The organism is Pseudomonas sp. App30 (assembly GCF_047947025.1).
Classification (GTDB): Bacteria; Pseudomonadota; Gammaproteobacteria; order Pseudomonadales; family Pseudomonadaceae; genus Aquipseudomonas.
The window spans coordinates 4,885,788-4,899,630 of record NZ_CP133165.1 but is presented as its reverse complement, the minus strand read 5'-3'; the positions used below and the strand labels follow the sequence as shown (position 1 = coordinate 4,899,630).

Below are 13,843 nucleotides of genomic sequence, written 5' to 3'. Positions count from 1 at the left end.
GGTCGTGCTCGACCCCCGCTGTCCCGACTGGTCAACTTGTGAGTGCGCGCCCATGTTCGACAACCTTTCGATACGTCTGAAAATAGTATTGCTGGCCGGCCTTTGCCTATTGGGCGTGGCGGGCTTGATCGTCGGGATAAACCTGTACCAGACCAGCCAGAATGATGCGCTGGTGAGCGCGTCCAGCCGCAAGATGCTGACCGAAAGCGTCCAGAATTTGCTACAGAGCAAGGCCGCGGAAAAAGCCGCGCAGATGCAGAAGACCTTCGGCGACAACCTGCTGGTGGCCAACGCCGCCGCCGACCAGATCATGGGCCTGCGCGCCCTGGCGGTGAAGCGTGGCCTGCCGCCGGCGGCCCTGCGTGAAGAGCTCAACCAGGCGCTGAAAGCGGTGTTCGAACGCAACCCGAAAGTGCTGGGCGTGTGGACCTCGTTCGAGCGCCAGGCGCTGGACGGCCACGACGCCGAATTCGTCAACGACGACAAGCGCACCTCCAACGAAAGCGGGCGTTTCGCCCCCTACTGGAGCCGCTCCAACGGCACCGCGCTGAACACCGTCACCTCCGAAGGTGACATGAACAAGACCGAGCTGAACCTCACCGGCACCCCGTACAACATTTGGTACACCTGCGCCCGCGACAGCGGCAAGCCGTGCCTGCTGCAGCCCTACACCGACACCGTGGGCAACAAGCTGATGCTGATGACCAGCATCGCCGTGCCGCTGCTGGACCAGGGCAAGGTAGTGGGCGTGGTGGGCGTGGACCTGGCGCTGGACTCGCTGCAGACCTCGGCGGAAAAAGCCCAGGCCGACCTGTTCAACGGCGCCGGGCGCATCATGATCGCCTCCACCGCCGGCGCCCTGGCGGCCAACAGCGGCGACGCCAGCCTGCTGGGCAAGAAGATCGACCAGGTGCTGGGCGCCGACGGCAGCGAGATCATGCGCCTGATCGCCAGCGACCAGCCCAAGGTGCTGAAACAGGGCGACACCATTCGCGCCGTGTACCCGGCCGCGCCGATCACCGGTGGCACGCCGTGGGGCGTGGTCATCGACCTGCCGGAAAAGGTCCTGCTGGCCGACTCGGTCAAGCTGCAGGGCGTGCTCGACGCCGCCCAGACCCGCGGCACCATCACCGCCATCCTGGTGGGCATCGTCGCCACCCTGGTCGGCCTGGTGCTGATCTGGTTGACCGCCAGCGGCGTGACCCGCCCGATCAACAGCGTGGCGGCCATGCTCAAGGACATCGCCAGCGGCGACGGCGACCTGACCCAGCGCCTGAAATACACCAAGAAGGATGAACTGGGCGAGCTGGTGAGCTGGTTCAACCGCTTCCTCGACAAGCTGCAACCCACCATCGCGCAGATCAAGCAGAGCGTCACCGACGCCCGCACCACCGCCGACCAGTCTTCGGAAATTGCCCGCCGCACCAGCGACGGCATGCAGGTGCAGTTCCGCGAGATCGACCAGGTGGCCACCGCCTCCAACGAAATGAGCGCCACCGCCCACGACGTCGCCAACAGCGCGTCCAACGCTGCCAGCGCCGCCCGTGGCGCCGACCAGTCGGCCAAGGACGGCATGTCGATCATCGAGCGCAGCACCCGCGACATCAACCTGCTGGCCGAGGAAGTCAGCAAGGCCGTGGGCGAGGTCGAGACCCTGGCGGTGAACAGCGAGCAGATCGGCAGCGTGCTGGAAGTGATCCGCAGCATCGCCGAACAGACCAACCTGCTGGCCCTGAACGCTGCCATCGAGGCCGCCCGCGCCGGCGAAAGCGGCCGAGGCTTCGCCGTGGTGGCCGACGAGGTGCGCAACCTGGCCAAGCGCACCCAGGACTCGGTGGAAGAGATTCGCCACGTGATCGAGCGCATCCAGAGCGGCACCCGCGGCGTGGTGCAGACCATGCACTCCAGCCACGCCAAGGCCCAGGAGAACGCCGGGCAGATCCACCAGGCCGTGCAGGCCCTGGGCAAGATCAGCCAGGCGGTGACGGTGATCAGCGACATGAACCTGCAGATCGCCAGCGCCGCCGAGGAACAGAGCGCGGTGGCCGAAGAGGTCAACCGCAACGTCTCGGCCATTCGCACGGTGACCGAGACCCTGACCGGCCAGGCCACCGAGTCGGCCCAGGTCAGCAGCCAGCTGAACGCGCTGGCCACCCAGCAGATGAAATTGATGGATCAATTCCGCGTTTGATGGTCCAACCCTGTGTATTGTTGCTGCAATGCACAGGGACTGTTGCCCCACGGTCCTTCACCTTGGAGGGCCGTTTGCGATGTCCGAACTACTCGCCACTTTCGCCCAGGCGCTGCAGCTGCCGCTGGAGCGACTGCCCGCCACCAGTTTTCCCGGCATGGGCGCCCTGCCCTCGACCTTCGCCGTCAGTGACCTGGCCAGCGCCAGCATTGGCGCGGCAGGCCTGGCCGTGGCCGACCTGCTGCGCCAGCAAGGCGTGCCCGCAGGCAGCCTCAGCGTCGACCGCCGCCTGGCCTCGTTTTGGTTCGCCAGCAGCCTGCGCCCCATGGGCTGGGCGCCGCCACCGCCCTGGGACCCGATCGCCGGCGACTACGCCACCCGCGACGGCTGGATTCGCCTGCACACCAATGCGCCCCATCACCGCGCCGCGGCCCTGCAGGTGCTGGGCCCGTGCGAGGACCGTGACAGCGTGGCCAAGGCTGTCAGCCAGTGGGACGCCGAGGCACTGGAGCGCGCCGTGGTCGAGGCCAATGGCTGCGCGGCGCAGATGCTGCAGTTGGCGCAGTGGGCCGGCCATGCCCAGGGCCAGGCCGTGGCCGGCGAGCCGCTGGTGCAGCTTGAACAGTTCGATGCGCAGGGCGTGCAGGGCTGGCGTGGCAGCCGCGCGCAGCCGCTGGCCGGGATCAAGGTGCTGGACCTCACGCGCATCCTCGCAGGGCCTGTGGCCACGCGCTTCCTCGCCGCAATGGGCGCCGACGTGCTGCGCATCGACCCGCCGGGCTGGGAAGAGCCGTCGCTGGCCCCGGAGGTGACCCTGGGCAAACGCTGCGCGCGCCTGGACCTGCACGACAGCCTGGACCGCATCAGCTTCGAGCGCCTGCTGGCCCAGGCCGATATATTCGTCCACGGTTACCGCGCAGACGCCCTGGAGCGCCTGGGCTTCGGCGCCGAACGGGTGCGCCAGCTGAACCCCGGGCTGATCGACATCAGCCTGAATGCCTACGGCTGGACCGGCCCGTGGCGCAACCGGCGTGGCTTCGACAGCCTGGTGCAGATGAGCACCGGCATCGCCGCCGCCGGCCAGCAGTGGCGCCAGGCGGACAAGCCCGTGCCCTTGCCGGTGCAGGCGCTGGACATGGCCACCGGCTACCTGGCCGCCGCAGCCGCCATCAATGGCCTGCGCGAGCGCCTGGCCAGCGGCCGCGGCAGCGCGGCGCGGTTGTCACTGGCGCGCACCGCCAAGGCGCTGATCGACCATGGCCAGGTCACCACCGACCTGCCCCTGGCCGCAGAAACCGGCGCCGACCTGGCCAGCCAGATCGAGCACACCCCCTGGGGCCCGGCCCAGCGCCTGACGCCGCCGCTGGCCCTCGCCGGCACGCCCATGCAGTGGGCCTGCCCCGCCGGCCAGCTGGGCGCCAGCCCTGCGAGCTTCAGCTGAACCGCGGCGCAGTCGTTGTGGGAGCTGGCTTGCCAGCGAGCTTTACGGGGGCGAAAAACTCGCTGGCAAGCCAGCTCCCACAAAGGCCATTGCTCACAACGCCAGCACCCCGCTGTACAACCCATACGCCGCCAACCCGGCTCCCACCAGCACCGCCGCGAATATCAGTTTCTCCCACCCCGTGAACAACGGCTGCCCCTGCTCGCGCTTGGCCTTGGCGAACAAAATCACCCCCGGCGCGTACAACAGCGCCGACAGCAGCAGGTATTTCAACCCGCCCGCGTACAGCAGCCAGATCGCATACAGCAGCGCCACCGCCGCAATCAGCAGGTCACGCTGGCGCACCGCTGCCAGCCCCTCGTAGGTCTCGCCCCGCACTGCCAGCAGCACCGCATAGGCCGCCGACCACAGGTACGGCACCAGGATCATCGACGACGCCAGGTAGATCAGGCTGTTGTAGGTGCCCGCCGACACCAGGGTGATCAGCAGGAACAGCTGGATCATCAGGTTGGTCATCCACAGCGCGTTCACCGGCACGCCGTTGGCGTTTTCCTTTTTCAGGAAGCGCGGCATGGTGGCGTCGCGTGCGGTGGCGTAGAGGATTTCCGCGCATAGCAGCGCCCACGACAGCAGCGCGCCGAGCAGCGACACCGCCAGCCCCAGGCTGATCAGCAGCGCGCCCCAGCGCCCGACGAGATGCTCCAGCACCGCCGCCAGCGACGGGTTCTGCAGGCCGGCGAGTTCGCCCTGGCTCATCACCCCCAGGCTCAGCACGTTCACCAGCACCAGCAGCGCCAGCACGCCCAGGAACCCCAGCACCGTGGCCCGGCCCACGTCCGCGCGACGCTCGGCGCGCCCCGAATACACGCTGGCGCCCTCGATGCCGATGAACACGAACACCGTCACCAGCATCATGTGCCGCACCTGCTGCAGCACGCTGCCCAGGCCGGGGTTGCCGGCGCCCCAGATGTCCTGGGTGAAGATGTCCGCCTTGAACGCCACGGCGGCGATGACAATGAACATCACCAGCGGCACCACCTTGGCCACGGTGGTCACCTGGTTGATGAACGCGGCCTCCTTGATGCCCCGCAGCACCAGGAAATGCACCGCCCACAGCAGCAGCGACGCACAGCCGATGGCCAGCGGCGTGTTGCCCTGGCCGAACACCGGGAAGTAGTAACCCAGGGTGCTGAACAGCAGCACGAAGTACCCCACGTTGCCCAGCCAGGCGCTGATCCAGTAGCCCCACGCCGACGAGAAGCCCATGTAGTCGCCAAACCCGGCCTTGGCGTAGGCGTACACCCCGGAATCGAGCGCGGGTTTGCGGTTGGCCAGGTTCTGGAACACCAGCGCCAGCATCAGCATGCCCACGGCGGTGATGCCCCAGCCGATCAGCACCGCGCCCACCTCGGCGCGTTCGGCCATGTTCTGCGGCAGGGAGAAGATACCACCGCCAATCATCGAGCCCACCACTAGCGCGATCAATGCGCCCAATCGCAACTTCTGTCCATGTTCCGCCATGCAATTCTCCAGTGGCTAGTTGGGGCTACCCCGCGCAGTTAAATATATAAACAAGGGCCGCGCCGACAGTTTTAAGACTAAAAGAATATTATTTCAATCGCCACCAGCACTAAGAAAAGATAGCCAGCTAATTAACCATTCAGTACGATTTTCTAAGCACTGAACAAATGGTAAAAATTCTCGATAAAGGTTGCGAAATCGAAAAACCGGGCTAACTTGAAAGCTCTCGGCATCGCCAGCCCATGGCGAAGCATCGCACGGAAGCCCCACAGCACAAGGCTTCCGTGCGACCGAGATTCATCTTTCCGCAAAACAAACGAACTTCCATTGCAACATGGAATAAGCACATTAGATGACCTGGATCATGCTCGAAGGTTAGGAACGGACTTACCCTATCGCCTCTTCTCCTAGCGTGGAGTCAAGCAATGTCAGCAGCTAACGACAAACTAAGGCTCGGCGCATTGGTAGCGCTGGTCGTGGGTTCGATGATTGGTGGCGGAATATTCTCACTGCCGCAAAACATGGCCGCCAGTGCCGACGTGGGCGCAGTATTGATTGGTTGGGCAATCACCGCCGTGGGCATGTTGACCCTGGCGTTCGTGTTCCAGACCCTGGCCAATCGCAAGCCCGACCTGGACGGCGGCGTGTACGCCTACGCCAAGGCCGGCTTCGGCGCCTACATGGGTTTTTCCTCGGCCTGGGGCTACTGGATCAGCGCCTGGCTGGGCAACGTCGGCTACTTCGTGCTGCTGTTCAGCACCCTGGGTTACTTCTTCCCGGTGTTCGGCGAGGGCAACACCCCGGTTGCCATCGTCTGCGCGTCCATTCTGTTGTGGGCGGTGCACTTCCTGGTGCTGCGCGGCATCAAGGAAGCGGCGTTCATCAACCTGGTGACCACCGTCGCCAAGGTGGTGCCACTGGTGCTGTTCGTGCTGATCGCACTGTTCGCCTTCAAGCTGGACATCTTCACCGCGGATATCTGGGGGCGCATGAACCCTGACCTGGGCAGCGTGATGAACCAGGTGCGCAACATGATGCTGGTCACCGTGTGGGTGTTCATCGGCATCGAGGGTGCGAGCATTTTTTCCGCCCGCGCGGAAAAACGCTCGGACGTGGGCAAGGCCACAGTCATCGGCTTTATCACCGTGCTGCTGTTCCTGGTGCTGGTGAACGTGCTGAGCCTGGGCATCATGACCCAGCCGGAGCTGGCCAAGTTGCAGAATCCGTCCATGGCCGCCGTGCTGGAGCATGTGGTGGGCCACTGGGGCGCGGTGCTGATCAGCGTCGGCCTGATCATTTCGCTGCTGGGCGCCCTGCTGTCGTGGGTGCTGCTGTGCGCCGAGATCATGTTCGCCGCCGCCAAGGACCACACCATGCCGGCGTTCCTGCGCAAGGAAAACGCCAACCAGGTGCCGGTCAACGCGCTGTGGCTGACCAATGCCATGGTGCAGGTATTCCTGGTGATCACCCTGTTCTCGGCCAGCACCTACCTGTCGCTGATCTACCTCGCCACCTCGATGATCCTGGTGCCCTACCTGTGGTCGGCAGCCTATGCGCTGCTGCTGGCGGTGCGCGGGGAAACCTATGAACAGGCCCTGGCCGAGCGCCGCAAAGACCTGTTCATTGGCGCCATCGCTCTGATCTACGCCATCTGGCTGCTGTACGCCGGCGGCGTCAAATACCTGCTGCTTTCGGCCCTCCTGTACGCCCCCGGGGCGCTGCTGTTCGCCAAGGCCCGGCGCGAGGTGGGCCAAGCCATTTTTACCAACGTGGAGAAATTGATATTCGCCCTGGTGATCGTCGGTGCCCTGTTCGCGGCCTACGGGCTGTATGACGGGTTCTTAACGCTTTAACCCCTGTTTGTGAATCTGGAGGAACACTGCAATGTCCACGGAAAAAATCAAATACGGCGTGCATTCCGAGGCGGGCAAGCTGCGCAAGGTGATGGTCTGCTCCCCAGGCCTTGCCCACCAGCGCCTGACCCCCAACAACTGTGACGAACTGCTGTTCGACGATGTGCTCTGGGTGAACCAGGCCAAGCGCGACCACTTCGACTTCGTGACCAAGATGCGCGAGCGCGGCATCGACGTGCTTGAAATGCACAACCTGCTGACCGATATCGTCGGGCAACCCGAAGCCCTGGACTGGATACTGTCGCGCAAGGTAGTGCCCAACCAGGTCGGCGTCGGCCTGGTGGACGAGGTGCGCAGCTGGCTGCGCAGCCTGGAGCCGCGCAAGATCGCCGAATTCCTGATCGGCGGGGTGTCGGCCGACGACCTGCCCGACAGCTTCGGTGGCAAGACCATACAGATGTTCCGCGACTTTCTTGGCCACTCCAGCTTCATCCTGCCGCCGCTGCCCAACACCCAGTTCACCCGCGACACCACCTGCTGGATCTACGGCGGCGTAACGCTGAACCCCATGTACTGGCCGGCGCGCCGCCAGGAAACCCTGCTGACCAGCGCCATCTACAAGTTCCACCCCGAGTTCACCGACGCCGACTTCCAGGTGTGGTACGGCAACCCCGACGAGGACCACGGCAGCGCCACGCTGGAGGGCGGCGACGTGATGCCTATCGGCAACGGCGTGGTGCTGATTGGCATGGGCGAGCGCACCTCGCGCCAGGCCATCGGCCAGCTGGCGCAGAACCTGTTCAAGCACAAGGCGGTGGAGCGGGTGATCGTCGCCGGCCTGCCCAAGTCCCGCGCCGCCATGCACCTGGACACCGTATTCAGCTTCTGCGACCGCGACCTGGTGACCATCTTCCCGGAAGTGGTGAAGCAGATCGTCGCCTTCACCCTGCGCCCTGACGACAGCAAACCGGGCGGCATCGACATCCGCCGCGAGGAAAAGCCGTTCCTCGACGCCGTGGCCGCGGCCCTCAACCTCAAGGCCCTGCGCGTGGTGGAAACCGGCGGCAACAGCTTCGCCGCCGAGCGCGAACAGTGGGACGACGGCAACAACGTGGTGGCCGTGGAGCCCGGCGTGGTCATCGGCTACGACCGCAACACCTACACCAACACCCTGCTGCGCAAGGCCGGTGTCGAGGTCATCACCATCAGCGCCGGCGAGCTGGGCCGCGGCCGCGGCGGCGGCCACTGCATGACCTGCCCGATTGTCCGCGACCCTATCGACTACTGATCGACCCTGTGCCAAAGGAGATCCATCATGGCTTTCAACATTCGCAACCGCAGCCTGCTCAGCCTGGAACACCACACCACTCGCGAGCTGCGTTACCTGCTGGACCTGTCCCGTGACCTCAAGCGCGCCAAGTACACCGGCACCGAGCAGCAGCACCTGAAGGGCAAGAACATTGCGCTGATCTTCGAGAAGACCTCGACGCGCACCCGCTGCGCCTTTGAGGTGGCCGCCTACGACCAGGGCGCCAATGTCACCTATATCGACCCCAATTCCTCGCAGATCGGCCACAAGGAGAGCATGAAAGACACCGCCCGCGTGCTCGGGCGCATGTACAACGCCATCGAGTACCGCGGCTTCAAGCAGGACATTGTCGAGGAACTGGCAAAATACGCTGGCGTGCCGGTGTTCAACGGCCTGACCGACGAATACCACCCCACCCAGATGATCGCCGACGTGCTGACCATGCGCGAACACAGCGACAAGCCGCTGCATGACATCAGCTACGCCTACCTGGGCGATGCGCGCAACAACATGGGCAATTCGCTGCTGCTGATCGGCGCCAAGCTGGGCATGGACGTCCGCATTGCCGCGCCCAAGGCGCTGTGGCCCCACGAAGACCTGGTGGCGCGCTGCAAGCAGTACGCCGAGGAAAGCGGCGCGCGCCTGACCCTCACCGAAGACCCGAAAGCCGCCGTGAAGGGGGTGGACTTCGTGCACACCGATGTCTGGGTGTCCATGGGCGAGCCCGTGGACGCCTGGGGCGAGCGCATCAAGCAGCTGTTGCCCTACCAGGTGAACGCCGAGCTGATGAAGGCCACCGGCAACCCGCGCAGCAAGTTCATGCACTGCCTGCCGGCGTTCCACAATTCGGAGACCAAGGTGGGCAAGCAGATTGCCGAGCAGTACCCGCACCTGGCCAACGGCATCGAGGTAACCGACGACGTGTTCGAGTCGCCGGCGTGCATCGCCTTCGAGCAGGCGGAAAACCGCATGCACACCATCAAGGCGATCCTGGTGGCGACCCTGGCGGACCTGTAGACACCCGCGTAGCAGCTGCCGCCAGGCTGCGTCCGAACGCACGACCGAGGTGCCTGCGGACGCAGCCTTCGGCAGCTGCTACGAGGGATCATTTGCTGACGAGAGGAATCTTCCATGCGTATCGTCGTTGCACTGGGCGGTAACGCCCTTCTGCGGCGTGGTGAACCCATGACCGCCGACAACCAGCGCGCCAATATTCGCATCGCCACCGAGCAGATCGCCAAGATAGCTCCCGGCAACGAACTGGTGGTGGCCCACGGCAATGGCCCGCAGGTGGGCCTGCTGTCGCTGCAGGCCGCGGCCTACACCTCTGTCACGCCCTACCCCCTGGACGTGCTGGGCGCCGAGACCGAGGGCATGATCGGCTACATGATCGAGCAGGAACTGGGCAACCTGCTGGACTTCGAAGTGCCATTCGCCACCTTGCTCACCCAGGTGGAAGTGGACCGCAACGACCCGGCGTTCCAGCACCCCACCAAGCCCATCGGCCCGGTGTATTCCAAGGAAGAGGCAGAGCGCCTGGCGGCGGAAAAAGGCTGGAGCATCGCCGCCGATGGCGACAAGTTCCGCCGCGTGGTCGCCAGCCCCAAACCCAAGCGCATCTTCGAAATCCGCCCCATCAAGTGGCTGCTGGAAAAAGGCAGCATCGTCATCTGCGCCGGTGGCGGCGGCATCCCCACCCTGTACGGCGAGGGCCGCAAGCTGCAGGGGGTGGAAGCGGTGATCGACAAGGACTTGTGCTCGGCGCTGCTCGCCGAGCAACTGGACGCCGACCTGCTGGTGATCGCCACCGACGTGCAGGCTGCATTCATCGACTGGGGCAAACCCACCCAGCAAGCCATCGCCCAGGCGCACCCTGACGCCCTGGAACAGCTGGGCTTCGCCGCCGGGTCCATGGGGCCCAAGGTGCAGGCAGCCTGCGAGTTCGCGCGCAATACCGGCAAAGTAGCGGTGATTGGCTCCCTGGCCGACATCGACGCCATTGTCCAGGGCAGCGCCGGCACACGCATCAGCACTGCCACGCCGGGCATCCGCTACCCGTAGTCGAACCAGAGGATGGGCCCCAGGGTCTATCCTCTACTTTTTCCGTGAAGGAGCCCCGCCATGGCCCAGTTCGAACCCGGTCACCTGCACATCCAGCGCACCGCGCTGCAACCCACCGACTTCAGCTACGACATCAAGCTCGACTACCAGGTGCTGCACGAGGCCAGCCGCGGCAAATACGTGCAGTTCGACGTCGAAGGCCACATCAACGACAAGACCTTCAAGGACCAGTTCGAACTGGGCAAGGACGACTGGTACAACTTCGCCAGCGCCGCCGACCACATCGCCCGCAAGAACGGCCTGCCCACCACCAGCGTGTTGTCACTGTCGATGCACAGCCATTACGACGCGGTGTTCGAGGACATTCGCAGCAAGATTGGCGCGCAGTCGGGGGATGCGGTGTCGCCTGAGCATCTTGACCCCTATGGTTGATTGAGAAACGCCTGACAAGAATCTGGGACCTTGCCTTCATCCGAATATGAATCATCTGATTTAATTCATTCGTATCGGGAGTATGATCATTTCACCTGTCATATTCGGAGAAGACCATGACCTCCTCGGCCCCCTTGAAACATCCTGCCAGCGACAACGCTGAAATGGGTCGAGTGGCGCTTACATTCTTCTTCAACCTGATGGAGCACTGGCAATGCACGGCCGACCAGCAAAGGGTGCTGCTGGGCAGCATCGGCAACACCACCTACTTCAATTGGAAAAAACGTCCAACCGTGCGGCTGCCCCATGACACCCTGGAGCGTATTTCCTACCTGATGGGCATTCACAAAGCCCTGCGCATTCTGTTCAGCAACCAGCCGGAACGCAGCTATGAATGGCCCAGGCTGGCGAATTCGGCAGCGCCGTTCAACGGTCGCTCCGCGTTGGACTACATGCTGGGTGGGCGCGTGGTGGACCTGGCTGATGTACGGCGCTACCTCGACGCAGTGCGCGGTTGATGGCCCCCCCTGTGCTGCCTGATTGGGACCAGGCCTTTCGCATCGTCAACAGCGCCTTCCCGCCCATCAGCGTTTTCGAGGACACCCTAGATCCCGCAGACCTGGAAACAGCGTTTCTTATCGAGGGGCTGACCAACGATCGTTTGTGTGATGAAGCGGGGCAAATCCAGCGTGTCCCCCCGCAGGACCGAATGTGCGGGCCAGGGGCCACGCCTGTCATGGCGGCGTTCACCCATATCGGCCGGGCGAGCCGCTATACCGATGGAAGTTTTGGCGTTTACTACTGCGCCAATGCGATTGAGGCGGCGATCGCCGAGACTCGCCATCACCAGGAAGCGTTCTGGCGCGCCACCGCGCAGGACAACATCGAGGTGACCATGCGGACTTACATCAACAAGGTCACCAAACCTCTGGTGGATGTAAGAGACCGCGAGGACTTTCATTCCCAGGATGCTTCGAGCTACCCCTCGACTCAAGCACTCGCCCGTCAGCAACGCGATGAACAGGCATGGGGACTGCTGTATCGCAGCGTGCGCTCGCCGCGACATGAATGCGTGGCAGCCCTGCGACCACCGGCACTATCTCCCACCACCCAAGGCCCGCATTTCCGTTACTGCTGGGACGGCAAATCGCAAACCTTCAGCCACGTACTCGAAATCCGAGAGCTCCCCAACCCGTAGCAGCGGCCACAGTCCGCGTCCCCTGCCCCACCCATCAAGTACGTCCGGACGCAGCCTTCGGCAGCCGCCACGGGGGTGCGCGAAGCAGGCCAGACAAGGCATACTCGCCCTCCCTGCTGTCCAGATTCCCTGCCTGCCCATGCGCATTCACGTCAGTTTCATCGATCGAGTCGGTATCACCCAGGAAGTCCTCGCCCTGCTGGGGGCGCGCAATCTCAACCTCGATGCCGTGGAGATGGTGCCGCCCAACGTCTACATCGATGCCCCGACGCTGAGCCCCAAGGTGCTGGACGAGCTGCGCGAGGCGCTGCTGAGCGTGCGCGGCGTGCAGAACGTCAACGTGGTGGACATTCTTCCCGGCCAGCGCCGCCACCTGCAGCTGGACGCGCTGCTGGCGGCCATGACCGACCCGGTGCTGGCCCTGGACAGCGCCGGCAACGTGTTGCTGGCCAACCCGGCGCTGATCAGCCTGTATGGTCGGGAGCCTGCGGGCGAGTCGGTGACCGAGCTGTTCCGCGACCCCAACCTGCTCGACACCCTGCTGGACCAGGGTTTCCGCCTGCCGCTGCGCGAAGTCAGCGTCAACGGCGAGACCCTGCTGCTGGACGCCACGCCCATCACCGACGCCGGCGCGCTGCTGACCCTGTACCCGCCCAACCGCATCGGCGAGCGCCTGGCAGCGCTGCACCACGACCACGCCGAAGGCTTCGACTCGCTGCTGGGCGATTCGCCGCCGATTCGTACCCTCAAGGCCCGCGCCCAGCGCGTGGCGGCACTGGACGCACCGCTGCTGATCCAGGGCGAGACCGGCACCGGCAAGGAGCTGGTGGCGCGTGCCTGCCACGCCATCAGCGCGCGCCACAGCGCACCGTTCCTGGCGCTGAACTGCGCGGCCTTGCCGGAGAACCTCGCTGAAAGCGAGCTGTTCGGTTATGCCCCCGGCGCCTTCACCGGTGCCCAGCGCGGCGGCAAGCCGGGGCTGATGGAGCTGGCGCACCAGGGCACGGTGTTCCTCGACGAAATTGGCGAGATGTCGCCGTACCTGCAAGCCAAGCTCCTGCGTTTCCTCAACGACGGCAGCTTCCGCCGGGTAGGTGGCGACAAGGAAGTGAAGGTCAACGTGCGCATCCTCAGCGCCACCCACCGCGACCTGGAAAAGATGGTCAGCGAGGGCGCGTTCCGCGAAGACCTGTTCTACCGCCTCAACGTGCTCAACCTCGACGTGCCGCCCCTGCGCGAACGCGGCCAGGACATCCTGCTGCTGGCGCGCTCGTTCATGCAGCAGGCCTGCACGCAGATCCAGCGCCCCATCTGCCGCCTGGCGCCGGCCACCTACCCGGCGCTGCTGGGCAACCGCTGGCCGGGCAACGTGCGCCAGTTGCAGAACGTGATCTTCCGCGCGGCGGCCATCTGCGAAGGCTCGCTGGTGGACATCGGCGACCTGGACATCGCCGGCACCGCGGTGGCGCGGCACACCAGCGACGGCGAGGTGGACAGCCTGGAGCAGGCCGTGGGCGATTTCGAAAAGGCCCTGCTGGAAAAGCTGTACGCCAGCTTCCCCTCGACCCGCCAGCTGGCCACCCGCCTGCAGACCTCGCACACGGCCATCGCCCACCGCCTGCGCAAGTACGGCATCGGCGGGAAATAAATCATGGAATGATATCGTTACATCGTACCGATATCATTCCACTTCGTTCCAGAGGCCCATTCCCAAGGGCCTGATCCCCCAAGGCTTTTTTTCTCCGCCGACCCCGTAGCGATTTCGCTACACCCGCAAATTGCCAAACTTCCCCCGAACCCGCTAAAACCCTGATTTCAAAGGCTAAAGCCCGGGTTG

11 protein-coding genes and 1 pseudogene are annotated in these 13,843 nt (G+C 64.6%); 11 read left to right on the top strand and 1 reads right to left on the bottom strand.

Annotated features, from left to right (window positions below; genetic code table 11):
* Positions 1-52: 52 nt before the first annotated feature.
* The 3 genes and pseudogenes from RAM80_RS22670 to RAM80_RS22660 all read left to right on the top strand — a co-directional run.
* A pseudogene (locus RAM80_RS22670) lies at positions 53-1,333 on the top strand (HAMP domain-containing protein); the annotation flags it as partial.
* Positions 1,334-1,435: 102 nt separating this feature from the next.
* The gene (locus RAM80_RS22665; RefSeq protein ID WP_416427539.1) at positions 1,436-2,191 is read left to right on the top strand and encodes a methyl-accepting chemotaxis protein; all 756 of its coding nucleotides are present in this window, start codon (positions 1,436-1,438) and stop codon (positions 2,189-2,191) included.
* A gap of 79 nt (positions 2,192-2,270) precedes the next feature.
* Positions 2,271-3,632: a CoA transferase gene (locus RAM80_RS22660; protein ID WP_416422657.1), complete on the top strand. Its 1,362-nt coding sequence runs from the start codon at positions 2,271-2,273 to the stop codon at positions 3,630-3,632.
* A 93-nt stretch (positions 3,633-3,725) separates the two neighbouring features.
* Here RAM80_RS22660 and arcD (RAM80_RS22655) read toward each other — a convergent pair whose 3' ends face one another.
* Positions 3,726-5,153 (bottom strand): arginine-ornithine antiporter, encoded by a 1,428-nt coding sequence (gene arcD / locus RAM80_RS22655; protein ID WP_416422656.1) that lies wholly within the window; start codon positions 5,151-5,153, stop codon positions 3,726-3,728.
* 425 nt (positions 5,154-5,578) lie between these two features.
* On the opposite strand from arcD (RAM80_RS22655), the gene arcD (RAM80_RS22650) reads away from it, so the two are divergent.
* The 8 genes from arcD (RAM80_RS22650) to RAM80_RS22615 all read left to right on the top strand — a co-directional run bounded on the left by arcD (RAM80_RS22650) (position 5,579) and on the right by RAM80_RS22615 (position 13,654).
* The gene (gene arcD, locus RAM80_RS22650) at positions 5,579-7,006 is read left to right on the top strand and encodes an arginine-ornithine antiporter (RefSeq protein ID WP_416422655.1); all 1,428 of its coding nucleotides are present in this window, start codon (positions 5,579-5,581) and stop codon (positions 7,004-7,006) included.
* A gap of 31 nt (positions 7,007-7,037) precedes the next feature.
* Positions 7,038-8,294, top strand: a complete 1,257-nt coding sequence (gene arcA, locus RAM80_RS22645; protein WP_416422654.1) for an arginine deiminase — start codon at positions 7,038-7,040, stop codon at positions 8,292-8,294.
* A gap of 27 nt (positions 8,295-8,321) precedes the next feature.
* A complete protein-coding gene (locus RAM80_RS22640) occupies positions 8,322-9,332 on the top strand; it encodes an ornithine carbamoyltransferase (protein WP_416422653.1) in 1,011 nt (336 codons plus the stop codon).
* 114 nt (positions 9,333-9,446) lie between these two features.
* Complete coding sequence (gene arcC, locus RAM80_RS22635) at positions 9,447-10,376, top strand: carbamate kinase (protein WP_416422652.1); 930 nt, start codon at positions 9,447-9,449, stop codon at positions 10,374-10,376.
* Positions 10,377-10,436: 60 nt separating this feature from the next.
* Positions 10,437-10,808 carry a DUF5064 family protein gene (locus RAM80_RS22630; protein ID WP_416422651.1) on the top strand — a complete coding sequence of 124 codons (372 nt, stop codon included), beginning with the start codon at positions 10,437-10,439 and terminating at the stop codon, positions 10,806-10,808.
* Positions 10,809-10,924: 116 nt separating this feature from the next.
* Positions 10,925-11,326, top strand: a complete 402-nt coding sequence (locus RAM80_RS22625) for an MbcA/ParS/Xre antitoxin family protein (protein WP_416422650.1) — start codon at positions 10,925-10,927, stop codon at positions 11,324-11,326.
* Positions 11,326-12,006: an RES family NAD+ phosphorylase gene (locus RAM80_RS22620; protein WP_416422649.1), complete on the top strand. Its 681-nt coding sequence runs from the start codon at positions 11,326-11,328 to the stop codon at positions 12,004-12,006. Before RAM80_RS22625 ends, RAM80_RS22620 begins: the two co-directional genes overlap by 1 nt.
* Positions 12,007-12,145: 139 nt before the next feature.
* Positions 12,146-13,654 carry a sigma-54-dependent transcriptional regulator gene (locus RAM80_RS22615; RefSeq protein ID WP_416422648.1) on the top strand — a complete coding sequence of 503 codons (1,509 nt, stop codon included), beginning with the start codon at positions 12,146-12,148 and terminating at the stop codon, positions 13,652-13,654.
* The last annotated feature ends 189 nt before the right edge of the window (positions 13,655-13,843 follow it).

Excerpts from the sequence above, each read along its gene's own strand:
- RAM80_RS22665 (WP_416427539.1), top strand. The coding sequence starts at position 1,436 with ATGCAGGTGCAGTTCCGCGAGATCGACCAGGTGGCCACCGCCTCCAAC.
- RAM80_RS22660 (WP_416422657.1), top strand. The coding sequence starts at position 2,271 with ATGTCCGAACTACTCGCCACTTTCGCCCAGGCGCTGCAGCTGCCGCTG.
- arcD (WP_416422656.1), bottom strand. The coding sequence starts at position 5,153 with ATGGCGGAACATGGACAGAAGTTGCGATTGGGCGCATTGATCGCGCTA.
- arcD (WP_416422655.1), top strand. The coding sequence starts at position 5,579 with ATGTCAGCAGCTAACGACAAACTAAGGCTCGGCGCATTGGTAGCGCTG.
- arcA (WP_416422654.1), top strand. The coding sequence starts at position 7,038 with ATGTCCACGGAAAAAATCAAATACGGCGTGCATTCCGAGGCGGGCAAG.
- RAM80_RS22640 (WP_416422653.1), top strand. The coding sequence starts at position 8,322 with ATGGCTTTCAACATTCGCAACCGCAGCCTGCTCAGCCTGGAACACCAC.
- arcC (WP_416422652.1), top strand. The coding sequence starts at position 9,447 with ATGCGTATCGTCGTTGCACTGGGCGGTAACGCCCTTCTGCGGCGTGGT.
- RAM80_RS22630 (WP_416422651.1), top strand. The coding sequence starts at position 10,437 with ATGGCCCAGTTCGAACCCGGTCACCTGCACATCCAGCGCACCGCGCTG.
- RAM80_RS22625 (WP_416422650.1), top strand. The coding sequence starts at position 10,925 with ATGACCTCCTCGGCCCCCTTGAAACATCCTGCCAGCGACAACGCTGAA.
- RAM80_RS22620 (WP_416422649.1), top strand. The coding sequence starts at position 11,326 with ATGGCCCCCCCTGTGCTGCCTGATTGGGACCAGGCCTTTCGCATCGTC.
- RAM80_RS22615 (WP_416422648.1), top strand. The coding sequence starts at position 12,146 with ATGCGCATTCACGTCAGTTTCATCGATCGAGTCGGTATCACCCAGGAA.